Below are 25,837 nucleotides of genomic sequence, written 5' to 3' on the forward strand. Positions count from 1 at the left end.
ATCAAAATCTTGAGAGTGATTCAGAACGCCATCTTACTTCATAGATGATGCTATTTTCTATTGGACCGTCGCTTTTTCTTTTGCTGTTTTTGCCAGCCTTCGAAATCGAGCTCGATCTTGGGTTTTAATATGCGTTGCCCAGCCCAAAAGGCATCGGTCGGATTGTCATAAGACTCCGAAATGATCTTGGGATTCAAGCCTTCGCCGAACGGACCATCAATCGCCACATACTCGTATGTCGTAGTCAGGCCCAAGTGTATCTTATATTCTTGAGGTTCTTCGCCAAAGAAAACCCAAAACGTCCGGTGCGGTACCTGTGCCGGCGGTCGCTCCCTTTTTTTGACCAGGTATTTTTCGGAGATCAGTGCATCTTCATTCCAACTGCGGCCCCAATCGTCACTGCTGCAAGGAGATTGTACTCGGGTAATGGATAATAAAATTTCTTCGTTTCCGGTGCTGAGATCATTTGTAAAATCGTATTCAGAAAATTCAGCCGCAATGGTTTCATCAATAAAATAAGTGTCCTCGTTACTGTCGAATTGCATTTGCGCACACGTACCGATCTGAAAGATATACAGCGGGTGGTTGGTTAGATTAGCGGTGATCGCTTCACGTATTTTACGTAAATGTTCGGTATCGTGGACGAAGTAGGTATAATTCAAGTATAACATGATAAGTGTTGAAGGACGTTTTTATTTTCGGCTCTATGGCAATTACTTAGATAGAATTTAAGTGATTAATTTTGGTAAAATCATATATAATGGATATTTTTATAGATTAATTAACCTAAGCCTATTTCGATGAACATAATGCTTTCTATTCCTCAAGTTTAGTCAGTTTTTTTAACACTGAAAAGGTTGACTGTGAGTATATTTTTTCCTTAAAGTACCTTCCATCTTTTTGTTGTTAATAAATGTTGATGTACGCTCTGATAAAGATTGGATAGCTTTGTTTTTGGATAGGCAGTTTTAAGGGGATAGAAGTATGAAAATAGGCTTTTCAGGCCATGAGACATTTGTTTGCCGCACCTTTTGGTTGAAGAAGGGTTACGACTATGTTACGGCTGGTCGTTCCTTCACTCAGGAGGATGCGGTCGTGCGGTTGGGTGTGGGTAAGAACATGGTGACGTCAATCAGTTTCTGGATGCGGGGATTCCATATTTTAGATCGCGAGCAACAGCAGATAACCCAATTAGGTAATTTTCTTTTTGAAGAACGCGATCCTTTTTTAGAGGATATCGGTTCACTTTGGTTGCTGCATTACTCGGCAATCAAAAATGAAAAATTGTTTATTTTCAATAGTTTCTTTAACGAATTTTCTAAAGAACGAAGTGAGTTTACCAAGGAGCATCTGATCAGCTTCATGAAGCGAAAAACAGAAGCAGAGGAGATGCGGCTGTTTAGCGATAAAACTTACGATTCTGACGCGAACGTATTATTACGTACCTATCTGCGTTCGAATGATGGTAAAGTGGACTTGGAAGACGAAACGGCTAACTTATTAGTAGAACTTAATTTGCTTAGCGATTTTTACAAGGAAAATACGGAGGGTAGGCTGGTTCAATGGTATCGCATTGGCCGACAGGCACGCTACAATCTGCCGGGAGCCATATTGTTGTTTTCCATTTTGGATCGTTTTGGCGAGGAAAGTCAAAGTTTGTCTTTCGGCGACCTGCTGGAAGCGCCAAATAGCCCCGGCGTGATCTTCCGCTTGTCCGAAAAAGGTTTGGAAGAGCAAATCAAAGAATTGGTCGATCAGTATGATGGCGAACTTATCTTTAGTGAAACAGCGGGAAACCAAGTCCTGCAAATCAAAAACAGGTTAGACAAGTGGCAAATTTTGGAGGAATATTATGCGTAATCATTTTTCACCTTCAGTCAATATTCTTACCCAGGAACTTGATCTTAGCCAATACTTCCTGACGACCAACGTGCAGGATGTATACGATATGCTGAGGAATAATTACCGTTCCGGTCAACGGGCGATCAACCTGATCGGTGCCTACGGAACCGGCAAATCGTCATTTTTATCGGCGGTGATGCAACATTTATCAGGTGAACGACTTTTTTATGAAGCCAAACCTTGGGTAGATACTAAGTCCTTCCACTTTTTGAAAGCGGTCAGTGAATATGATTCATTTATCGGTCAATTTGCTGGATTGATTGGCTCAACTTCCGATAGACCACAACAGTTGCTTAAGGATTTTATTGCCTTACTGAGGTCAGCTAACAAACAAAACGAAGTTGTTGTACTGATCTTTGATGAATTCGGCAAGATCCTGGAATATGCGGCCAAGCATGAGCCAGAAAAAGAGTTATACTTTATACAACAATTGGCCGAGCTTGTTAATAGTGGCGATGCCGAAGTGTTGTTACTGACCACTTTGCACCAGGACTTTGCGGGTTATGCCCAGCAACTGTCTAAACTGCAACGAAATGAGTGGGTGAAAGTCAAGGGCCGCTTTAAAGAGATCACTTTTAATGAACCGGTCGAACAATTGCTTTATCTGGCCAGCCAGCGACTAAATTCAGCAGTACCGGTAGCAGTTACAACTGCTTTCGAAAAGGTTTTTCAGGCTATCGTAGAGGCAAAAGTTTATCCATTGCGTGACTTTTTTAATGCCGAAGTAGCAGCCAAGCTTTATCCCTTGGATATATTAGCGGCGGCTGTACTTGCGCAGGCGCTACAACGTTATGGTCAGAACGAGCGTTCCTTGTTTAGTTTCCTTAATGGCGATAATTATTTTGATCTGACGGACTTTGAATCTGGCAAGGCCAATTTCTATGGACTAAATGCTGTTTACGATTACCTCAACTATAATCTCAACTCGTTCCTGCAATCCAAAGCAAATCCGGATTATACCTATTGGGCCGAAATTCGCAATGCGCTGGAACGAGTTGACGGCGAGTTTGATTTCACCAGACAGGCCACCTATCAGGCAGCAGTGAAAACCATTGGTATGATGCAGGTATTCCTCCCAGGGAGTGCTCGCATAGATCGGGAATTCCTGGCCACTTACCTGGACGGCATTTTAAATACCAAGGACGGTGATGCAACTATTGGTGATCTTCAACAGCGCTGTATCATCCGTTATTACAAACGTACCGCTCGCTATACTTTGTATGAGGCGAGTGATGTTGATATCGATGTGGCTATTTCCAGCGCCGCAGCCGAGGTAAGTCGGGCCAATGATGTGGTCAAATATTTGAGTACATATTTTAATTTCCCTACCGTTTCGGCTAAACGCGCCTATTTTGAAAGGGGCACGCCACGTGTTTTTGAGTTTAAAATATCGGACAATCCTTATATATCCCAGTTACCTCAAGGTGAAATTGATGGTTTCGTTAATCTGCTCTTCAGCGATCTATTGACCGAAGCAGACATGATACGAATTTCTGGTGAACGCCGCGAGCCGATCCTTTATGGGCATTATCAAAACACAGCCGAGATCAAGGAATTGATCGAAGAGATCGAAAAAGCGGAGATTGCCCGTGAAAAACACAAAAGTGACCGGATCGCTAAAAAGGAACTGGATGCGATTATCGACCGGCAGCGTAATTTGCTTAATCACTATGTGATGAATAGCTTTTATAATCCGGCTATCGTGCGCTGGTTCTACCGCGGGGAGGAAGATCTGACCATCACCAATGGCCGGCGTTTCAATGCGAAGCTTTCCGAAATCTGTGCTGATGTTTATGCCGACACGCCGATCTTCCGTAGTGAGTTGGCTAATAAAACCAAACTTTCACCGTCCATATCCACAGCACGAAGGGAACTATTCCAAGCCCTATTCAACCATGAAGGCGCTGAAGACTTGAATATCAAAGGTTCGCCTCCGCAAAAAAGCATTTACTATTCGTTATTAAGGCAAACGGGTATACACGCACTGACGGATGGCCATTGGTTGCTTCAACAACCCGGACTTCAATTAGACCCCTTCCAATTCGGTCCTTTGTTTGCGTCTTGTGACCAATTCCTGGAAACCTCTCGCGGCATTAAACGCAGTGTAAGCGATCTTTATGGACAATTGAGCAAAGCGCCGTTCAAGTTAAAAAAAGGCTTTCTTGATTTTTGGGTGCCGATCTATCTGATATTAAAAAGATCAGATTATGCGCTTTATGGGGAATTTGGCTACATCACCGATCTAAATGCTGAGATCTTGGAATTATTGGTCAAAAAACCGGGAGATTATGCGGTCAAAGCATTCGATGTAGCGGGTATCCGCATCAATATGTTTAACCGGTACCGGGAAATGCTGCAATTACCTCAAAAGGAACGAACCGATAATGAGGCCTTCGTCCAAACGATCGTACCTTTTATCCGCTTCTATAAGGAATTGAATAGCTATGCGCAACATACCCGCCGCATCAGCACTTCCAGTCAGAAGATCAGAAAGGCGCTAACTAATGCCGAAGATCCGGAGCGATTATTTTTTGAGGATTTTCCGTCGGCGTTGGGCTTTGACCTGGTCCAATTGAATAAAGAGCCAGCCTTGTTAGCCGAATTCACTGAAGCTTTACAGCATGCGATCCGGGAATTGCGGTCCGCCTATGAACAGTTATTAACCCGTTTCGAACTGGCCATTTGCTCGTTATGGGACAGCGAATTGTCATTCGGCGAATACAAAGCGAGGATCAGGGCACGTTACGAAAATGGCCTCAAAGAATATCTGTTGTTGCCCTATCAGCGCACTTTTTATAACCGCTTGTTGTCACCACTCGATGATCGCAAAGCCTGGTTATCCTCTGTGGCACAGTCAATCATTAATAAGCCCCTGGAGCAAAGTAACGATGAGGATGAATTACGCCTATTTAACCGGTTTCCCGAACTGATTCATGAACTGGATAATCTAAATGACATCGGCAAGAAAGAGGGCCAATCCGAATTAGAGGAAACATTCAAGATCGAGATCACTGTACCAGGCACTGCGGTTCGTCAACAAGTTGTGACCATGCCCAAAAAGCAAAGCCGGAAATTCAGCGCCGCGCAGGAAGGCATCGCAACTGTTCTTGAAGGCGAGAACCGCTTTACTAAAATCGCTATATTAGCAGAAATGCTCAAAAAAGAATTGGCAAAAGATGGGTAATAACACGGTCAGACATGTCTTGGGAATATCAGGTGGTAAAGATAGTGCGGCATTAGCGATCTACATGCAAACGCTGTACCCAGCCATGCAAATCGAGTACTATACCTGTGATACCGGAAAAGAGCTGGACGAAACGTACCAACTAATCCGCAACCTGGAATCCAAGTTAGGTGTTAATGTGCATAAACTTTATGCACCGACGGCTGATAAAGAAAATCCATTTGACTATTATCACCATTTATATGGTGGTTTTTTGCCATCTTCCAATACCCGTTGGTGTACCCAGAAATTGAAGATAGAGCCTTTTGAGAACTATATAGGAACAACACCTGTGCTCTCCTATGTGGGTATACGTGGTGATGAAGACCGAGAAGGTTATATTTCGACCAAATCCAATGTACAGTCCATTTTTCCGTTCCGAAAAAATATTTGGAGTGAAGAAGTGGTTCTTAAGGCGATGTCTAACAGCAATATTTCCAAGATGGGAAAATTGTACAAAGAATTTTTGCCGGCTAACCTTTACCAGCGGGCGTTGGATATCGTTAACACGCCATTATCTTTTTCTTACGGGCAAAACCAAAAAGTAAAGAACCTGCTTGATCTGGGTCCTAAGGCATTCAATCACGTCATCTTTGAATTGCTCAGATCAACGAATTTCCCGGTCGCGTCGCTTGATGATTTCCCGTTACTGGATAACGATGAAGTACTTGTCCGGGCTGATATTTTCCGTATACTCGAAGAAAGTGGTGTGGGTATTCCGCAGTATTATAAAGAGATCCCTTACCAGGTCAATGGCAAAACCGGGAATTATAACCGGAGCCGTTCCGGCTGCTTTTTCTGCTTCTTCCAGCAAAAGATCGAATGGGTATGGCTTTATGAGCAAAACCCGGCCAAGTTTTTCCTGGCCATGGAGTACGAAAAAGACGGCTATACCTGGAACCAGAACGAACGCCTCGAAGATCTGATCAACCCCGAGCGTATCCAACAGATTAAAGAAGAATTTTTAACCAAGCAAGTACTTGCTAAAAGCCGTATGCAATCAGGAAGACTTATTGATATTCTTGATGCTGAAGAAGAAGGCTGCGCGAGTTGCTTTATCTAACCTAAATATCATATCATCAATGGTCTACTCAACTACTGAATGGGACTTACAAACGCTTATTGATTATTATAATAATAATCAGATCAACTTGAACCCGCCTTATCAACGCGGCGATATTTGGAGCGCTGCTTCGAAAAAGAGGCTGATCGAATCTATCAAATCAGAATACCCGTTGCCAATTTTCTTTTTATATCGGACCGATACCGGGGTATTTGATATGGTGGACGGTCAGCAAAGAACCAGAACGATATTAGGTTATGCCAAGGGCTTATTTGCTGACACTGAGAAAAAGACAATCAATGAAACAGATCGTAATTTCTTTTTCAAACAATACAAAATTGCGGTATGTGTCATCACTAAGGCACAAGAAGGTGAAGTTGAGGACTTTTATTTTCGAGTAAATAAATTTGGTTCTAAACTAAATCGTCCGGAAATCTTAAAGGCCCAGTTCAGGAATTCCGTATTGCAAAAATTGGTTGAAAGCATTTCTGATAGTCCACAGTTTACTTCGCTGAATATTTTTACAACCGCTACGTTAAACCGGTTAAGCGATCTGGATTTTGTCGGAGAGTTGTTAACGCTGACCAAGGACGGTATAACTGACAAAAAGATAGCGGTTGACCGCTTTTATGAAGATGCAAACTTTACGGAGCATGCCGCCAAGGATTTAGAAGTGAAATTTTATAATGTTTTAGATGACGTTATCCGTTTCAATGAGATTTACGAAATTGAAAAAACAAGGTATAAACAACGAAACGACTTTTATACGCTATTTAATTTTTTGCTCAATAATCGGGAGCTGCATAAAGATACCTTAGATTATTTTTATCAATTGTTAGTGGTTATAGATCCGGACATTTCCCCTTCACAAGAGAACTGTTATGCTTTTCAAGAATATGCGACTAATTGTGTGACCCAATCCAATTCTAAGAAAGCAAGGGAAGAGCGATTAAGATTTTTTAACGAATTCTTACTCAACGAAACAAGTCTGATTGACTTGGATGATGCATCTGAAAGTACGATGAAGGATGTATTATTGTTTTATGGATTTCAGACCGATGTTTTAGTATCGGTGGAAAAATTTCAAGTGGTGAACAGGGATAGGTTGATTGAGAAAACTCAAAGAAACTATTTCGATGAAGTTGTTTAGAAACAATATCAGTCTGTCCGAGAAGGCTGATTATAGCCTGGATGACGATGCCAATATCATTGTAGCCGATGGTAACGAATATATATTGTCTTATTTAACGGAAGATTTCAAGTCTTCCAAAGGTGGTAATAGCAGTGTGTTTTTAGCCACCAACAAAAAAACCAAAGATACTGTCGTTATTAAAATATCTAGTTACGCTAAGCCCGGTCGTAAAACAAAACCAACCATTATTCGTCGTTATGGGCGATTTATTGAAGAAATCAAGGTTTTGTATGAATTGAAAGAAAAAGGGAAAGACAACGTTGTCGAGATTTTGTTCGACGGCGTGATTACGTTAGAAAATAAGGAGTTCCCTTACTACGCGATGGAGAAAGCCGATACGGATTTGAAAGAGTACATTTTCAGCAACAAAGATCTGGATAGCCAGGAAAAGGTAAAATTTTGTATCAACGTATATGATGCGATCAATCAATTACATACTGAAGGATATTACCACAGAGATATCAAACCTGATAACATTTTATTGTTTTTAGAGGATAAAGAAAATCCTAGTGGCAACGCCGTGTGGAAAATCGGTGACCTGGGTTTACTCCAACATCGTGAAAAAGATTATGATGACCTGGGCGAGAAAATTGGACCTTTTGGCTGGCTTTCTCCCGAAGCTGGTAACAAATTTTTGACGGAAGAGGCTCAGCTAGGCTTCGACTGCGCTATCGATGACCGTTCCGATGTATTTCAATTAGGTAAATTATTCTGGTTCATATTCCAGGGGAATATTCCTATTGGTCAATTAAAGGAAGAGGATTTTGTCTGTAAGATCGACCATAGTCAATACATATTTTCTGTAATCGAGTGCATGTTGAGTTATGCTAAGCCTAGACGTATCGATATGTCGGGTTTAGGAGGATTATTACACGATCTGAAATTATCTTTTGCTGTATGAGTAATAACCTGAGCGTTAAGATCAGTCGACTAATGAGTTTAGCCCTACGGCATTCGCCAGAGACGCTTGGTATCACATTAGATGAGAACGGATGGTGTGAAGTACCAAAACTCTTAACTGGTCTCGAAAATAAGGGGCATTCAATTAATATAGATACGTTAACTGCGATCGTCAAGTCAAATGAAAAGCAACGATTCGCTTTTGATGACTCGGGAACGCGTATTCGCGCGAATCAGGGACATTCATTAAATGTTGACCTGGGATTGAGCGAAGCCGTTCCACCGGAATATTTGTTCCATGGCTCTACAGTTTCGAATCTTGCCTCCATTCAAGCTAACGGTTTACTAAAAGGTGGTCGCCAACACGTTCATCTCTCTACGGATTTTGATACCGTCTTAGCGGTGGGTAAAAGACATGGCAAACCCCTGATATTTCAGGTTTCAGCTGGCAAGATGGCTACTGAGGGGTATAAATTTTTCGTTTCCGCTAACGAGGTGTGGTTAACGGATTTTGTGCCACCTGAATTTATTCAAGTGTTGTAGGATAACTAAGCTCTGCCGCAACAATGCTTGTATTTCTTTTGACTTCCGCAGGGACATAGCTGATTTCTTCCAATACTGTTTGTACTGGCAACTGGTATTTTCCGTTGGATCATCCTAATGTATTGCTCATACATTTCAATATTGTTGTGTCCACCCGGAAAGTTATAGCGGTAAATCTCAATCGCTTTCTCCGCGCACTGGATACTTTCGTGATATTGTCTTAAACCATCTTTAATTACTGCCAGCGTGCTGTATGAATTAGCCACTTCATAGTGCATTTCGCCTAAGCCATTGATTTCTAATGCGATGGCCTGAAGCTGATATTCCTCGGCTTTAATGTAATTTCTTCTTTTAATGTATATGGCCGCCAAATTGTTAAAGGTGGTACCCAAGGTAAATGACTCCTCGCCAAAGTATTGTTTCTTAAAGTCCAGTGATTCGTTAAATAATGTTTCTGCTTTGTCAAGTTGGTTCAGCCCTTCATAAACAGCAGCTAAATTGTTCCTGGATTCATCAAGTTGAGGATGTCCGGCTTCGAGTACCCGTTTTCTCATTTCAAAGGCTTTTAATTGGTAGCCCAACGCCTTATTGTCTTCGCCTATGCGACTTAGCAGTGACGCGTAAGTCGAATAAGTAGAGGCTAAATTTGGATGTTCGCCACTGAAAGCGTTTTCCGCAATCGCCAGGGATTTTTCCATTAAGGTGAGGGCCAAATTTAAATTGCCCTTGATGTCATAAAGTAGCGCTAAGTTGTTATATGACGCGCCAATATCAAAATGCGGCGGCTGAGAAATCCGCTCTTGTATTTTTAATGCTTTATATTGATAATCGATGGCGTTGTCTATCGATCCCAGTGTCTTATAAACCGATTGAAGATTATTATATATACCTGCGAGATCATCCTCATACTCTTCCGCACGTGTTTTATAAAAGGCCTCTGCGGCGTGATAGTTATTCACTGCAGGGCCAAACTCATCAAAATCCTCTAGTCTGAGTCCAAGCGCGTTACATAAGGTTGCCATTTCAGATGAATGACATGGTATATAATTAATCATATGCTGCGCATGGGCGATAAAACGTTTGGTTTTAATGGGATTACCGTCCCAATCTATTAGCAAGAGATCCGTAAGAGATATGATCAATGGTTTAACGGTTTCTGGATCAGGTTGCAGTTGTTCACGAATTACCTCCTGGATCACTTGGTGCATAGTGTAACTGTTGTTTTCCTGCAGTAACCAGCCACGCCCAGCTAGCTCGGTAATAAGATCGAAAAAATCGTTGTCATCGTCGAGGACAGCAAACAGCAATTTTAGATCGTCGTAAATGACATAATCGGATCTTAAGACTGAAAAGAAACTTAATGCGTGTTGCTGTTTGGTATCAAGCCCCGCCAAAGAAAATATCTTTTTCAAATAGGCCATTAAATGGGTTGGTAGGCCCGTAGGGTCATGTTCGGTCGTGACTTTTGCAGTTCTGGAAATATTCAGGCCTTCTTCCTTGAGCATCTGAGAAAGTTCTTTCAATTTAAAGGACCTCTTCTGCGCGGTCTTGGCCAATAGTTCAATCGTCAGGGTGTGGTTTCCGATTTGTTCGACGATCCATTTTGTTGTTACTACATCAGATTCCAATAAGTAAAATTTTTGGAATAATAGCACAGAAGCATCCTGGTCAAGCAATGGCAGTTCAATAATCGTTTCAAAGGGAATCTTGATCCTTGATGTTATCAGGGCTTGCCATCTTGGAAAGCCGGGTAGCTGGTTTCTGACCCTCATGATGGACAGCGGTGCATTGTCTACCATCAATAAGTTTTTACCCGGCATATTGGCCAACTTATTTAATAAAATTTGCATGGCATTTTCCAACGCTATCCCCGGTTCAAAATTTAATTTCAGATTTTTGAGCAATACCGGGTTCGCTATGAACGATTTTATCAAGAAATCATTTTCGTAATTACCTTGTTCATCAGCAGCGTAATCTATCCATAAAATATGGTCATAATTCTCGAGCAGTGCATCAGCTGCAAGTTTTAACAATGTCGTTTTCCCGATCCCGCCCATTCCGTGAATTAAGATTGTTGGAGAGCCGGCAGTCACCAACTGTTCCAATCGAGTAAGATCAGCTGCCCTGCCTATTACATCATTAGCGGCGACAGGCGGCATTGTTGTTAGTATTTTCGGAATCTCGTCTGCTTCGTGATCAAATTGCGGATAATATTTTTTTCTGATCGTTAAATACTCTGAAATGTAAACCTCCAACTCTTCCCAGGAAATGAATTTAATTCTGAAGGTCAATAATTGGCTTTGTTGAGCGGCGTAATCTTCAATTACACTATATCTTTTGGTATTGGTAGCAAAAACGAGTTCATCAAATGTAAAAGGTAAGCGTTTTACCAGGTTAAGCGTTTCCTTCAAATCTGCTAAAAGTTCCTTTTCAATTGCTTTATCAGACCTTAGCAGTTTTTTCTTTTTACTTTGAATAACGGTCCGAAACCGGAGCGAATAGGAGTCTATTCCAAACTGTGCTGCGCCTTTTGTTTTATATAACTGGAAGTCTTCGGTTTGATAGAGCGCATTGTAAATATCTTTGCATAACTGCTGAAATAGGTTCTCGTCGCTAATGGCCGGATATTGATAGAACATTTTATTCGCTGATCATTTGTAGTAAATCGTTCGTGCCGAAGTTCAAGATGAATTCGGAGTAAAAGCTGGAAAATAGATCTCGTAAATATACTTCCAGGTCTATTTCCTTGTTATTATCATCTTCTTTAGAGATCGCATATTTACGGTTCTTGGTGATGGTATAGAGAAACAGCGTATGGAAATAAACGGAGGAGATGTATTTTTTATCGGCTATTTCGATGGTCGTGGCATCTTTATGTTTGGATTTGAAGGCTTTCAGGACGTGGCTGTCCATGTTGATGATGATCTTGTCGAGGTTGCCGCCGCTGACCTGCGGGGCCATGACGGTGTTATAGTCGATCTCGGCATCAATGCCTTCTGATACTTTGTCCCAGGTTTGGAAACCTTCGCGGGCTTCTTTATAGACCAAAACAAAAGGCGGTAATCCGATATGTTGGTCGTCTTCTTTTTCGATCTTCTTGGTTTCTTCTTTTTTCTGTTCCGGGTCGCTGATCTTGACCAGGAACAATTCTTCAAAGTCTTCGCCCGGACCGGTCAGGGTCACTTTCATTTCGATTTCGTCACCGACCCGTACCTCGTTTTTAGTGTTCAGATTCAATCGGATAGTGCCTTCGTGCGGACTGGAGGTGGTGACGTTGAAGATCGTTTCGATCACCTCTTCCTTACCGGGTGCCGTGCCGCCATTGGCCTCGTTTTTCCCTTTATAGCTGATGATGCCCACTTTGAACTCGCCGGGTTCTTCGATACGGTCAAAATAATGGTTCTCGACATCGGTTTTAAAGAAAATTGTCTTGTCCTGGCCCCGGGGCAGGTTGATCGCGGCGATGCCTTTATCTGTCGAGGATTTGATCTTTAAAAAAGAGGGAAAGCGTTGTGGCTTGAACGGCTCTTTTTCTTCCCGGTGCTGAACTTCTTTTTTCTGTTCTTTTGGTTTGGGCTTATCGTCCTTTTGTTCCAGTTTGAATGTCTGGTTGAGCAGGCGCATCAGCGCGCTGTCCATCGGTAGGTTCTTGGAAAACGACTTCAGCATCTCCGTCGTGTCTTTGGAGTCCACTGAGATGGAATCCTTGCGGCGCTTTTCGATCTCGGCCAGGCGACCTTTAACGGTACCGAGTTTGGAGGCGAGAAATTTTCGCAGCTGGGTGGTCTCGTCACCTTCTTTCAACCGGTCACGGGAGGCCATAAACAGTTCCTTCCGGAAATTGTAATGCATATGGGTACAGTCCACATGGATAAGCAGGTGGTATTTCAGCAAATTGAATTTGAGCGAGCGGGTAATGAATTCCGAGGTAAAATTGCCATGCACCTGTCCGTTAACCGAGAACATGACCGACATGTTGTTCTTGAAGAACTCCCGCTGGATCGCTTCTTTGGTTTCTTTGATGTTTTTATCCTCGATGCGGGTTTTGAATACATAACACGTTACTTTGAACTTGCCAAAGGGTTCTTCCGCGTAGTTTTCGGAAAAATAGTCTTCGACATAACGGTTATCCTCCAACTCTAAACGGCGTTTTAAGCCGTAAAGGTCACGTTCCAGATTCCGGTCATCGGGATAACGATATTTGCGATCAACCGTCAGGATCGGTAATGCCGGCTCAAATAAATATTCATTAATGCTTTGATTCAGGTCGCGGGAGATCACCGAACGGCTTCCGGCGGGTAAGTCATAAGAGTACAATTTCATGACCGTACCGGTCTCGAACCAGGTCTCGTGCAAACCTAAGTCTAACTTACTGATCTTAAAAGCCGGGATCACCCCGTCGATTTTTAAAAACTCGTACCAGGTATTTTTCTTACGGCCTTCTTCTTCTTTGGTCAAAGGATGTTCCCGAACGAAAGTGAAGCCAAAATCTCCGGTCTTATCAAAACGGCGTGAACCGATCAACTGGTAACCTTTCTTGCCACAAAATATAATCGCACCGCTACCTCCCATATTGTATTTACCCTGTACAAAATGGATCTCGTTCTTATTGCCGCGCAGCAAGGATAAAAAAGTCTGTTCAAAATCATCAGGGTGCTGCCCCTCACCATTGTCATAAATGGTCAAGGACGGCGTCAGCTTCGGCCCGTCAGCCAGGATCTGTAAATTCTTCGCCTGGTTCTTACGCGGATTATTCAAGTCCCAATTCTTGTAATCCGGAAAAAAAAGCTCCCGTGCTTCATCCATCGTTTTCGGCGCCGAAGCGGATTTCGGATCGATATTCGTTTCATAACATTTCTTCATCAACGTGGCATCAATCGAATTCGTGATCTTTTCGATCAAAGCCGCGATCGGCGAAGCCTGCTGGTTCTCAATCACCCCGTAATTATTTTCATTCCCACCTAAGGGGTACCAATTATTACCGTTAAATATATTCGGATTGTCGTTGATCACTTGGTCGACTTGTTCTTCGGTATGAGCGGCGTATAAATTTTCGAATAGCTGTTGTGGTGTAAGTGAAGGTCCGGACATGTGAAAAAGGTTATTGTTGACAAAAAATAAATATAACTATATTTCATATAGTAAGTATAATATTTTCAAATGGTTAACCGCCATAGGTAAAGTTTCCTTTGCAAGTTCGCTTGGCATCTTTTAAGGAAACATATTGCCCGATGTAATCGAAACCATCAGGGTCAAGCAAACGGTAATGACCGCGTTGATAGCGAACAATGTGAAATGGATGATCGGTGGTGAAATTCCGCAAGTGGTCAGTCAGCTTATTAATCGTCAGGTCGTAAAGCCTGGTCGTTCCTATAAATAAGCTACAGCTTCTTTGCTCATCAATAGAAATAACAAAGTCAAAACTGAAATAGTAGCCATTAATTATGGTCATGTGGCCGCAGTTAATGGGTATATCAAAGTGGATTAGCTTGTGCTGTTGTTGGAGTCTGTCGATGATCTTCATGGCTAAATTTTAATTGAAATGCCGCACCAACCGGCCTGCGCTTGCAACCGCAAAAAGGAAACGGAATAAGTCCGGAACGGTCGAACGCCAGGTAGCGTTCGATTATGCCGTAGTCTTTTTTGGTTACCCCAGCGCAGGTTGACCTTTGTGGTATTTTAATTGGCATTTAGCCCGTCGCGGGCTCTGCCCAGCGTAAGCGCACGATGTAGTTGTCATTCGTCACTGTAAATTGCGGATTGTCCAATAACGACTCTTCTTTTTTAAACCGGAAAGGGCTGCGTAGGTAACGAAATGAGGGTTTGCCACTCAAAATATTTTCGATAATCAGCAGGTCATATTTTTCAGGTAGCGCTAATGCCTTAGCCATTTCTGTGTCAGTCATTTTAAAACCACTGGTCACATCCATCACCGCTTTGACCTCTATATAACGTAATCGGTCGTGATCGGTGACTTCAAAATCATAACCCTTTCCGGCTTCTGAAGAAAATTTACCTTCTGCACGATAAGCATTTTCGGAGACCCATTGTACATTATCTCCCCCGAAGCGATTTTGGAGAGCATATTTGGCATAGAGTTCGGCTACAAATCCGATCTGTTCTTCTCCGGCGCTGCCGAATATCACCTTTCGGCTACCGCTTTTGCCACCGCTTTTACCTTTCGGTCCGCCGCCGGTTTCGATGGCTTCCGTCTTGCTGGGTTTTAGTTTGAATTTGGTCAAATCGACCAACTCCAAGGCCTGTTCGGCCAAAGAGACATAATTATCAAAATCAATGATCTTGTCGCCGATCTTGATGCGTTGTCCATTCCCTTGTTCACCTGTGCGGGTTTCCGGTTCTTTCGATTTAAATTCTTCAAAAAGTTGCATGAGCGCCTGGAACTGACGGAAGATCAGCAGGGATTGCACCTCTTTTTTTAACAAGAAAATTTCCGAAAATTGAACACCATTTTGTAGCAGCTCATTGATCGAATCAGCGATCAAGGTATTGGCATTGAAGTCCGAAGGCTTGAGTGAAAGATCGATCTTAAGTTGCCCCGATACGAGTGCTTTAAAATAAATGGCCATATCAGAGACATAGCTATCTGCCGGGTCGTAGCCAAGATGATCATAGCGATCAACGGTCTGAAAATATTTTTTTTGTTCATTGACTGTCGTCGTTCGAAGCTGCTCATATAACGAAGCATTAAATTCTGCCGCAGCGATTCTTTTAAGATCCTCCAACCGGTCTTTAAATAAATGCACAAAATCGATACCCGAGAAATGACGGTTGAAGATCGAAAAGTTGACTCGAAATTGTTGAAACAGCGGGTAAAATAACTCTTCCGTTTCCAGCTCTGTTAGGTTATTATAGTGTTCCGGTTCAGCAAGCTGAACACTTAACGCTGGGTCTAATGCCAGGTTTTTGCTGAAGTAACGTTGAAGCGACTGTTCATCCCGGATATCGGCTTTTGTTGGTTTAGGCAAGGCCAATTGAAAAGCCTGCCAAAAAGACAAGCGCAGGTCATCCACAATATCCAATATCTTCCTTGCACGGACAATCTTGAAATTATTGTTTTCATCCAGCTCTTTAAGCAGTAATTCTTCCCGGCGGCTTCTCCTGACCCGATAGAGCTCTCTAATAAATGAACGATGCTCTTCCACGGGCAAAACAGCGGTAAAGATCTCAGCCAGTGCATCAGCGAACTCAATGCTTTCGCGCAGGTCGTCCAACGAACGGTAGTCTTCGCTGATTTTCAAGTAAAACTCCGTCCGGAGGTTAACGAACTCGTGCGCATCCAGTTCAAAATCTTCCGGTTCGCCATTTTTGAATTGATAAGTTGCCTCGATTGCGGTGACCAACTGTACCCGCATCCGTTTGATCCGGCTATGAGAATCATTCCTCGTGTCCAGATCCATCCGCAAGACATAGACCAAAGCTTTAAAATGATTAAACTCCTCTTGAAACTGGTTATTGAGAAAATGGAGTGTTGGTGCTGATCTGAATTGAAAAGTGATCTTTTCCAGGGGCTGTACGCCAAATAATTTCCGAACCCGTATAGAACCGCTCTTGCGATCAATATTGATCAGCGGGAAACGTTTCAATAAATTATCCCCATAGGATTTCGTATGAATGTAAAAAGCTTCTCCGACAGGCACATACAACCGCTGTTTTCCTAAGTGGCATAATACTTTCCCGTTTTTTAGGAACTGCTGATAAGCTGCGTGTGAAGCATCCAAGCGGTTGACATCATAATTTTTGATGATCTCCCTGTATAATGCGGGAGCAGCTGATCCGGCGGTATCCGATTCCGGTAACGAGGTCAGCATATCATACAAGGTATCCATTCCAAACGTGCTGATCTCCTGATGAACGCCGCAACTCACCAACATGGTTTCTACGACAGTTTCCGCAATGCTAAGCTGCTCAGCTAATTGTGCGGTTTTTAACATAGGCTTTTCTACGTAAGGGCTGTATTGTTTGGTGATGGTTTTCGACAGGCAACATCTGGCCGGCTCAGCTTTCCTACCAGATTCCACAGGCAGCCAGGCCGTATGGGCGATCAGCCATTTGGTATAGTTCCTGATCTGCCGGTGCGGCACAGTACGATCGGATGATTTACCTTTAAGTTCAAAAGTGATGCGGGCGTTGGCGCTGCTCTCAAAAGGATCTTCGAGTACTTTTCGGAGACGGTCATCTTCTTTGAGCCAAAGGAATAGTGTCGCGGGCCTTACCTTGGCTAGAATACGGGGCATATCGTCGAACTGACCAACATTAATATGCTTCAGGTATCGTAATTCCTGCTCAAATTGCGAATAATCTTTAAACTGGGTGCCATAATCTGCAATCTGTTTCTTAAAATCAAAAGCCCGGGTGGCGAAATCGGCATATTGCTCAGTGTTAGGGTCATCCCAATTCAAATTCACAATCCTGTACTTCGGCATTTTCAAGCAACCCAACCATAGTGCATAAGAAATATGTCTTGACAAATTTGCAGCCTGCTGTGACGGAAAAACACCGAGCAGTCTATTTTTATCATGGGCGTACAACTGCTGCGCGAGTGCGTTCCCAAATTCAATACCTAAATAAGTATCGTCGGCCCAAGCGGTGTTGCCTTTGGCCGTGACCACCCGAACCCGGCGAGTCAAAGGTTCCGGTACAAGCTCCTTTTTAAAGATGGGAAATAAATATTGATGCAACTCTTGTACTTGTTTCTTGTCATCCTCATGGTAATGGTCGATCAGCAGCTGGCAGATGTCGGCAAAGGAATATTGATGCAGACCCAATACATTCAATTTTGAGCTGACCGCACTGAGATCATCCACTTCAAAAACCTGCAAAAAGGCGTTGGACACATCATTATTTAAAAAAGCAACTTTTACCTCGTCTGGCAAGGTAAAAGCTTGTTTTTCCCCATTAGGCAAAAATACACGAGACGTCCAAGGGATTGCGCGCATATCCTCCGCAGGCAAAAACGGCGGACAGTCATCCAACTTGAATTTGGGTGAACGAAGATCTTCCTTGTAATTTGGATTCGTTATGACATAATGGATCAACCGAGCGATCTTAGCAACCGAAAGTTGATGTAGCCGATCTGCGATAAAACCGGTGAAAGAAGTGAGTAAATAATAAAAGTCAAAAAAACTTTTGACGAAGCTTGCCAAAGTCGCATCAGTGGTACTCAATAATAACTCATCCAGACCTTCCCCCTGTAATATTTCGGGTATCGGCGATTCACAATAGACTGGCTCATCCGCTACTTTAATATACTTTCCGTTTACCGTTGGGAAGAGGGCATGCTCTTTAATGCGCGAGCGTAGTGCGGATTTCAGACCAAGCGTTTCGAGTTTTTTGTCTACTTTCTCGAAATCAATATTCAACAACTGGAGGGGTTTGTAACTAGGCTTGTCTTCAGCGGCAATCTTTTGAGCACCGACCACTAGTAAGGCAGCTAATTGCTCTATCAGGAATTCATTATGGCCTTCCGTGTCAATGATCAAATTATTCCGGTCATCAGTTAGTTCAAACGTTCCATGCACTAATCCAGGAAAAGGTAATTTCACATCGGTCTTGAAGAAAGAGAACAAGGTACCTATCGTGTCATCCAACCCATCCGTCCAGGCTAATGAAAGCTCATATTGCTTACTTTTGCGTTTACCGCTTTTATACTGGACATTCCAGGTTTTGCTGTCTTGCTTTTTCTCGCGACGATCGTTTGTCGTTACAGTTACTTTGCCGGCTTTTTTGCGACGGCTAAAAATGACAGATCTGCCTGGACTATCAATCTCGATTTCATCCAGATGATTTAGAAAAAGCATGGTCTCCGCGGAAATGATAGTATCTATCTGGTCTTGTACATCTTTTAGCACGTGTGGCTTTAATGTCAGGCGGATCGTCGTTTGATAGACCGGTTCCGTAACCTCAGCTTCGAGCAATTTAGGCACTCTTAATATGGCCATTCCGATATTCGGTGTAGAACTTTTAAGCATCGGCAATAAGCCCGGGTCTTTATTGATGAGCATTTGCAGAAAATCAGTCGCATAACGCTCCGAGAAACCTACACAGCTACCGCCGCTTTCTATCTCCACATGTTCAGCCCAACTCAATACCGAACGAAACCCAAGCCCCTTTTGTCCGATCTTGTTTTTTTGCATCGGCTTATGACTGCGGTGCAGATAAAATAACGAGCGATAGCCTTCTTTAGTGAACGCTTCGCCGTTATTTGAGATTGTTAATACATTATTATCCAAACGGATCAGTGCTTTCTTGTTCTTAGCCGGACCACTGGCGTCATCCGCGTTTTGCAGCATTTCCAAAAGTTGCCGGCCATTATAGGACTCGATATTCCGCTGTTCGGCTTGAAAATGTTCAATGATATAGTCGGGAGAGTTCGTATAATCGATCACCCTTTTTGTTAATTCTGAATGAATAAATGCTGCAAGTCCCTCCATGAAGATAGGTTAAGGTTTTTGGTCAATACAATATTAAGAATTCTTGGAACAAGAATGGAGTAAAGCATCCCGGAAGCGCATAAAATCTGCAGCATGTACGTGCAAGGCGGGGTCTCGTTCCATGAGTTCCTGCGCCTTGTCCAAAGCATCTTTTTCCCTTACCTGCTCAGCATCGCCTTTCCTTAGGATCTCGTCCAAGTTAGGCGTGCCTTGCAAAATATGCCCATACTCATGTAAAATAGACCAAACGACTTCTAAAGGGCTTTTCCGGTCTTTAAGGCCGGTAAATAGTAGAGGACGGTTGTTGACCTTGTTAAACGGTGTCTGCTCTAAACGCGAAAAAGGCATATGCTCATCACAGATGATTCCGCAGTTCGCTTCATATATCGAACGAATAACTGCCCCAATACTTTGCTAAAATGGACCAAGTCCGCTTGCGATCAACTGTCGCATGGTATCGCGGATATCATTTTCAAGTCTTGACATATTGTTTTTGACGAAAAAAATTATTAAATACCCAGATATTTACATAATGATGTTCAGAGATCAGGTTTACAAAACATTTTTAGCCGAAAATCGGCCTTTTTATCACATTACCCCAACAAGCTGCGTAACCGAAATTCTGAGTTTAGGATTGCATAAAAGAAATCTTTTCGGCATTTGTTGTACAATAGTCAATGATGAGATTATTATGCGGCATATTATTGATACCCAACTCCAAACGACTGATGAAATTGATTTTACTATTATTAAAATAGAACCTGAAAAATTTGGACTTGTGTTAGGAGAAATTGCACGTGATAAAACTTTGGAATCGACAAATCTAATGCACTTGAATATCATAAGGGAGTCGTTGCCTGTTACTTCCGATGACATAGTTGGTTCTATTAAAGTTGAGAAAGAGAAAATACCGGATGAGGAGACTGTTATTCAACGAACAAAGAAATTACAGTATGATATTAATGTGTCCGTACTTTAACTCTGCCAATGGTTCGGTAACTGTTGCTTCAATTTTATCTTGAAACAAAGTTAAATATTATGTTCTGCGATAGGGATCGCAGCGGCATCCTGCCCAGCAGATATAGCGAAGAGCCCGGGCCGAAGGCATCGCCAAAATGAAATGATGTTATTTCCCTTTCCTGTCTTTTCGCAAAGGGGGGTATTTGGGTAGCTCGAAATCAAATTCTAACAACTCTTTTGGGTGAACTTCTAATGCTTTCGCTACTGCTTCTAAAGTTGAGATAGTGGGATTTATTTTGGCGTTTAATATTTTCCAAACTTGCTTTTGAGTAAAGCCTGTTCGGTCAACTATGTCTTCTTGAACAATACCTTTCGACCCTCTTATTTCAGAAATTTTATTTGCTATTTGGTCGATAAATTCTTGATTACGGTATTGTTTAGCCACAATCAAAGAGAAGATTATAAAATTTTTTAATTTACGCCTTATAAGACGTATTTGTTATTATATTTGAGTTTATGTAGAATATAAACTGTAAATTTTAAATTTGCGAATCTTCACAAAAAATTGAAGCATTCGCTTTGAGTCTTGCTCTGGAAAATTGACACTTTCAAGTTGAGCACAAGATGAGAAGCCGGAATGCCCATGCTACAGGTATGGGTATCCCTTCTTATTCGTGCTTATAGGGCGTGTCAACCCTTCCAGAGCGATAAGTTGGGACCCATGCCTGTAGTATTTATCACAGACCAATCCCCTTCAGCGGACTCCATACTTGAAAACAAATTCAGTGTCATGGAAAAATTAGAACCACATCAAGACAAACCTGACTTCGGTACTTTAACCGGGATCATGGAACGCTTTGCTCAAATCCCCTATGAGCAGTTCCAGCAGGAATTGAACGACTGGTTCTATACCTCGCTATCGGAAAAAGGGATCGATCTTCAACAATTACAGCAAAATGGGCTTGCCCACTTACCCGAACTGGTCAGCGCCATTTACCATGAAGCCGAGGTCCAGCAATTGTTGAACGATCAATCCCATCCCGATGAACCGCACAACGATCAAGCTTAGGATCTGGTTTCTGATCATCTGCCCGCCCGAATGACCTACCGATAACGGCAGGCCCGCGATCAGTTAATAGTTAAGCTCCTGCGGGCCGCCGTTATCGCGCATCCCATTCCTGAACAGTTCCCTTCATTTAAAATGAACCCATGAAAAAAACGATACTTTACCGTGTCCTGGCCGCGCTTTGCCTTTTTTCCAGCGCCAGCGCACAGGACAACACCACGATACCACCGCTGAAAACAGGCGATACACTGCCCGCGCTGACCTTTACCCGGCTGGTCAACAGCCAAGCCCGGACGATCAGGACAACGGACTACAAAGACCAACTGCTGATCATTGACTTCTGGGCCACCTGGTGCAGTTCCTGCATCAAGATGTTCCCGGCCGTAGAAGAATTGCAGCAGAAATTCCAAGGCAAAGTCAAATTCCTGGCGGTAAACGCCTGGCACGGGGACAGTAAGGAAAAGCTCAGTGCTTTTTTCGTCCGTCACCCCGAGTTCCATTTCCCCAGTGTCTGGGGCGACACGGTGCTCAGCCGCTTACTGCCGCACCAGACCGTGCCCTTCTATGCCTGGATCAGAAACAACCAGTTACTGGCCACAACGGGCACCGAGGCCATCGATGCCGATACGATCGCAGCCGTCCTGGCCGGCACGTTCCGTCCCGGCGACCAGGAGAACCGGCCATTGAACCTGAACCGTCCCCTATACCTGGGCGGTAATGGCGGCGAGCCTGCCCGGTACATCTACCGTTCCCTGCTGACCCCTTATTCACCCGGCTACCGGAACCCGGTCATGCGCAGCACCAATGACCAGGGGCAAACCGACCGCTTACTGTTCGTGAACCATACCGCTTATGCGCTCATCCGGTCCGCCTTCCCGGCCTTAGGGCGGGTCAATGAGAACCGGATCATGACCGCAAAGGATGTCGGGCCCGGCTTCCTCCAGGACAGCAGCTCTTACCAGTGGCGGGCCAGACACCGCTTCACGTATGAGGCGATCTTCCCGCCACGTTCCCGTGCGGAGGCGCTGCGGCTAATGCAGGAAGATATACGCCGCTATTTCGGCCTGACGGTAGACAGTATCGTGACCGAACGGGAATGCCTGGTATTTAAAACTACCCAAGAGACCCCTAGTAACCACACTGACCTTCCAAACAGGAAACCCGAAACCAACTGGTACACGCCTGAAAGCAACATCCCGGTCATCCTGGCTCATTACCCGCTCAGCGAGGCCCTGCAACTGTTTGACGAAGTGTCGGAACTGCCCGTACTGAACGAAACGGGCTTCGACCCGGTGATCGATCTCCGCTTAAAAAAGGCCGCTGTAGAGGAGCCCGAACTCCTCGCGGCGCTGAAAAAGTACGGCGTGACGCTCAGCCACGAAAAAAGAAAGATCCGGATGTATGTCATCCATCAAGTCAATGAATCCATTACTCCAACACCTTAATCCACTATGAAACTATTCTACTATTGCCTCTTGGCCTGCCTGCTGCCCGTTCTTGCCCTAGGCCAGCAGATCAGCGGAACGGTCCTGGACGAGCAGCGGCAGGCGCTGCCCGCGATCACGGTCAGCATCAAAGGCACCGGCATCGTCCGTATCACCGATGAAAAAGGACATTTTACCATTCCGGCACCAGCCGGTCCGGTGACCCTTCGCTTTACCGGCGTTGGTTTTGAAATTAAAGAGCTGCCCTGGACCGGCGAAAAAGAACTGACGGTCAGCCTCCGGCCCAGCCGCAGTTCCCTGGACGAGGTCCAGGTGATCGCCTACGGTACCAACACCCAGCGTTATAACACGGGCTCCGTGACCAGGGTAACTGCGGCCGATATTGCACGCCAGCCGGTAAGCAACCCGCTCAGCGCCCTGCAGGGGCGGGTCCCCGGCCTGGTGGTCACCTCCAGCAGCGGGCTGCCGGGCGCTTCGGTCAACCTGCAGATCAGGGGCCAGAACACCCTGCGTCCCACGATAGCGAACATACAAGCCCCCCGCGATAACCCTTTGTTCATCGTTGACGGCGTTCCGTTCGCCACGGGCAACGGCAACATCAACCAATATGCCTCCGCACAGTCGCCGGGCCAGTCCGCCATGTATAACAACAGCTATGGGGGGATCAGTCCCTTCAGCAGTATCGATCCCCAGGATATCGAAAGCATCGAAGTGCTCCGCGATGCGGATGCCACGGCTATTTACGGCTCACGCGGCGGTAACGGGGTGATCCTGATCACGACCAAAAAAGGCAAGGCCGGGATCACGAAGATCGACCTGAACCTGAACAGCGGCCTGAGCTTCACCGGCAGGACCATGCAAATGATGAACACCACCGAGTACCTGGCCATGCGCCGGGAGGCGATGGCCAATGACGGCGTTGAACCCAACCTGATCCGCAATGACGAGGGTTATGCCCCGGACCTGCTCCTGTTCGACCAGCACAAAAGCACCGACTGGCGGAAATACTTCACGGGAAATCAGGCGGCTATGACCAACGCCAACCTGTCCATTTCCGGGGGCAATGCCCAGACCACTTTCCACCTGAGCGGGGGCTATAACCGGGAAAGTTATATTTTCCCGGGTGACTTCGCCGGAAAGCGCGGTAACATGGCGGTGAACCTGCATCACGGCAGTTCCGGTAACCGGCTGAGCCTGGACTTTTCAGCGGGTTATTCGGCTTACCGGAATAACAGCAGCGGTGCACGCGAATTGCTGGGCACCTTCGGCCTCGATCCCAATTATCCCGACCTGCTGGATGGTAACGGTAACCTGGTCTGGAACTATAAGGGCCAGCAACTGTCCAACTACCCCTCGGGCAACAATGTACTGGCTTACCTCAGACAACCTTACCGCGTATCGAATAACCTGCTGACCAGCAACCTGCTGGCCGCTTACAAGATCGCCAGGGGACTGACTTTCCGGACCAGTTTTGGTTACACCACTTTTAACGGCGGTGAATACCGGGGAACGCCCAAAAGCACGCTGAGCCCGTATAATAATCCACAGGCCACCGCCAGTTTCGGCACCAACAATTACCGCACCTGGATCATAGAACCCCAACTGGAATACCGTGGCTATACCGGTAAGCATACTTACAGCGCACTGATCGGCGGCACTTTCCAGCAGAACAACAATGAGCGGACGGATGCCACGGGCACCGGCTACCTGAGCGATGAACTCATCGGATCCATCGCCGGCGCGCCTAACCGGACCATTACCGATGCCTACAGCGGGTATAAGTACCAGGCCATTTTCGGGCGGCTGACCTACCGCTACGACGAACGGTACCTGCTGAACGTCAGTGTCCGCAGGGACGGTTCCAGCCGGTTCGGGCCAGACCGCAGGTTCGGCAATTTCGGGGCTATCGGCGCAGGCTGGCTGTTTGCCGAAGAAAGCTTTCTGAAAGACCATCTGCCCTGGCTCAGCTATGGCAAACTGCGGGGCAGTTACGGCATCACGGGCAGTGACCAGATCGGCGATTACGGTTACCTGTCGCGCTGGGCGACCGGGAGTTATTTTTATGACGGCGCACTGGGGTATCTGCCACGGAACCTGTTCAACAACCGGTTCGGCTGGGCGACGACCAAAAAACTGGAAGCCGGGCTGGAACTGGGCTTTTTCAAAGACCGCATCCTCACCAATGTGACCTGGTACCGCAACCGTACAGGCAATCAACTGGTCAGCTACCGGCTCCCTTCCCAAAGCGGCTTTACCACGGTGACCGAGAACCTCGATGCGCTGGTCCAGAATTCCGGCTGGGAATTCACCCTGCAGGGTTCCCCGGTCAAGAAGGAAACCTTCACCTGGACGGCCTCGATGAACCTGACCATCCCCCGGAACAAACTGGTCGCCTTTCCGGGACTGGCCGCCTCCAGTTACAACAACCAGTATTTCATCGGGCAGCCGCTTAACGTGGTCAGGGGTTACCGGTATGCCGGTGTGAACCCGGAGACCGGGCTGTTCGAGTTCTTTGGTGCTGACGGTACACGTACGAGTACCCCGGTCTCGCCCTCGGGCGGCAGCCTGAACGACCAGGCCGTCACCGGCCATACCGATCCGAAATGGTACGGCGGCCTGCAGAACAGTTTCCGCTACCGCAGTTTGCAACTGGACGTGTTCGTGGAATTCCGGAAGCAATGGGGAACGAGCTACCTGAAACAGATCTACAGCAACCTGCCGGGCTTTGAGCAGAACCTGCCCGTGGCCTTCAACCAAAGGTGGCAAAAACCGGGCGACCAGGCACCGTTCCAGCGCCTGTCGGTACAATACGGCGAGGCCTATGATGCCGGTTCCGCTTTTTTCGAGTCCAGCGGGGTTTATGGCGATGCCTCGTATGCGCGTCTGAAGAACGTCGCCTTATCCTGGCAACTGCCGGCGAAATTCCTGAACCGTCTTCACCTGCAGCATGTCCGCGTCTACGCCAATGCACAGAACCTGCTGACCATCACCGATTATGCCGGCAATGACCCGGAAACCCAGAATTTTTACGGGGTGCCGCCGCTGAAAACGGTGGTACTCGGCCTGCAACTAACCCTTTAAACCTGCTACCG

The 25,837-nt window shown here is 45.2% G+C and carries 17 protein-coding genes; 10 read left to right on the plus strand and 7 right to left on the minus strand.

What is annotated here, in order from left to right:
• Positions 1–50: 50 nt before the first annotated feature.
• Entirely contained in the window at positions 51–662 is a 612-nt protein-coding gene (locus tag LT679_RS00415) for a hypothetical protein (RefSeq protein WP_232174923.1), read from the minus strand.
• A 322-nt stretch (positions 663–984) separates the two neighbouring features.
• Here LT679_RS00415 and LT679_RS00420 point away from each other — a divergent pair, with 322 nt between their 5' ends.
• Genes LT679_RS00420 through LT679_RS00445 form a run of 6 tightly spaced genes read left to right on the plus strand, consistent with a single transcriptional unit; the run spans position 985 to position 8,823 of the window.
• Positions 985–1,860: a DUF4007 family protein gene (locus tag LT679_RS00420; protein ID WP_232174924.1), complete on the plus strand. Its 876-nt coding sequence runs from the start codon at positions 985–987 to the stop codon at positions 1,858–1,860.
• A complete protein-coding gene (locus LT679_RS00425) occupies positions 1,853–5,086 on the plus strand; it encodes an ATP-binding protein (RefSeq protein WP_232174925.1) in 3,234 nt (1,077 codons plus the stop codon). Before LT679_RS00420 ends, LT679_RS00425 begins: the two co-directional genes overlap by 8 nt.
• Entirely contained in the window at positions 5,079–6,188 is a 1,110-nt protein-coding gene (locus LT679_RS00430; protein ID WP_262909220.1) for a phosphoadenosine phosphosulfate reductase family protein, read from the plus strand. Before LT679_RS00425 ends, LT679_RS00430 begins: the two co-directional genes overlap by 8 nt.
• Positions 6,151–7,338: a DUF262 domain-containing protein gene (locus tag LT679_RS00435; RefSeq protein ID WP_232174927.1), complete on the plus strand. Its 1,188-nt coding sequence runs from the start codon at positions 6,151–6,153 to the stop codon at positions 7,336–7,338. Before LT679_RS00430 ends, LT679_RS00435 begins: the two co-directional genes overlap by 38 nt.
• Positions 7,325–8,281, plus strand: a complete 957-nt coding sequence (locus LT679_RS00440) for a protein kinase domain-containing protein (RefSeq protein ID WP_232174928.1) — start codon at positions 7,325–7,327, stop codon at positions 8,279–8,281. Before LT679_RS00435 ends, LT679_RS00440 begins: the two co-directional genes overlap by 14 nt.
• The gene (locus tag LT679_RS00445; protein ID WP_232174929.1) at positions 8,278–8,823 is read left to right on the plus strand and encodes an RNA 2'-phosphotransferase; all 546 of its coding nucleotides are present in this window, start codon (positions 8,278–8,280) and stop codon (positions 8,821–8,823) included. Before LT679_RS00440 ends, LT679_RS00445 begins: the two co-directional genes overlap by 4 nt.
• 5 nt (positions 8,824–8,828) lie before the next feature.
• Here the strand turns inward: LT679_RS00445 and LT679_RS00450 are convergent, their stop codons facing one another.
• The 5 genes from LT679_RS00450 to LT679_RS00470 form a co-directional block, all read right to left on the minus strand.
• Positions 8,829–11,462, minus strand: coding sequence for a tetratricopeptide repeat protein (locus LT679_RS00450; protein ID WP_232174930.1), 2,634 nt, complete (start codon positions 11,460–11,462; stop codon positions 8,829–8,831).
• A 1-nt stretch (position 11,463) separates the two neighbouring features.
• On the minus strand, positions 11,464–13,914 hold the full coding sequence (locus tag LT679_RS00455; RefSeq protein ID WP_232174931.1) for a hypothetical protein: 2,451 nt from the start codon (positions 13,912–13,914) through the stop codon (positions 11,464–11,466).
• Positions 13,915–13,987: 73 nt separating this feature from the next.
• Positions 13,988–14,275 (minus strand): hypothetical protein, encoded by a 288-nt coding sequence (locus tag LT679_RS00460; RefSeq protein ID WP_232174932.1) that lies wholly within the window; start codon positions 14,273–14,275, stop codon positions 13,988–13,990.
• 238 nt (positions 14,276–14,513) lie between these two features.
• Positions 14,514–19,274: a sacsin N-terminal ATP-binding-like domain-containing protein gene (locus LT679_RS00465; protein ID WP_232174933.1), complete on the minus strand. Its 4,761-nt coding sequence runs from the start codon at positions 19,272–19,274 to the stop codon at positions 14,514–14,516.
• 33 nt (positions 19,275–19,307) lie between these two features.
• Complete coding sequence (locus LT679_RS00470; RefSeq protein ID WP_232174934.1) at positions 19,308–19,622, minus strand: hypothetical protein; 315 nt, start codon at positions 19,620–19,622, stop codon at positions 19,308–19,310.
• A gap of 184 nt (positions 19,623–19,806) precedes the next feature.
• On the opposite strand from LT679_RS00470, the gene LT679_RS00475 reads away from it, so the two are divergent.
• The gene (locus LT679_RS00475) at positions 19,807–20,253 is read left to right on the plus strand and encodes a hypothetical protein (RefSeq protein ID WP_232174935.1); all 447 of its coding nucleotides are present in this window, start codon (positions 19,807–19,809) and stop codon (positions 20,251–20,253) included.
• Between the two features lie 147 nt (positions 20,254–20,400).
• Here the strand turns inward: LT679_RS00475 and LT679_RS00480 are convergent, their stop codons facing one another.
• Positions 20,401–20,679 (minus strand): helix-turn-helix domain-containing protein, encoded by a 279-nt coding sequence (locus LT679_RS00480; protein WP_232174936.1) that lies wholly within the window; start codon positions 20,677–20,679, stop codon positions 20,401–20,403.
• A gap of 345 nt (positions 20,680–21,024) precedes the next feature.
• Here LT679_RS00480 and LT679_RS00485 point away from each other — a divergent pair, with 345 nt between their 5' ends.
• The 3 genes from LT679_RS00485 (at position 21,025) to LT679_RS00495 (ending at position 25,826) form a co-directional block, all read left to right on the plus strand.
• Positions 21,025–21,303 (plus strand): hypothetical protein, encoded by a 279-nt coding sequence (locus LT679_RS00485; protein ID WP_232174937.1) that lies wholly within the window; start codon positions 21,025–21,027, stop codon positions 21,301–21,303.
• Positions 21,304–21,443: 140 nt separating this feature from the next.
• Complete coding sequence (locus LT679_RS00490) at positions 21,444–22,745, plus strand: TlpA family protein disulfide reductase (RefSeq protein WP_232174938.1); 1,302 nt, start codon at positions 21,444–21,446, stop codon at positions 22,743–22,745.
• Between the two features lie 6 nt (positions 22,746–22,751).
• Positions 22,752–25,826 carry a SusC/RagA family TonB-linked outer membrane protein gene (locus LT679_RS00495; protein ID WP_232174939.1) on the plus strand — a complete coding sequence of 1,025 codons (3,075 nt, stop codon included), beginning with the start codon at positions 22,752–22,754 and terminating at the stop codon, positions 25,824–25,826.
• Positions 25,827–25,837: the final 11 nt, after the last annotated feature.

The organism is Mucilaginibacter roseus (assembly GCF_021215455.1).
Classification (GTDB): domain Bacteria; phylum Bacteroidota; class Bacteroidia; order Sphingobacteriales; family Sphingobacteriaceae; genus Mucilaginibacter; species Mucilaginibacter roseus.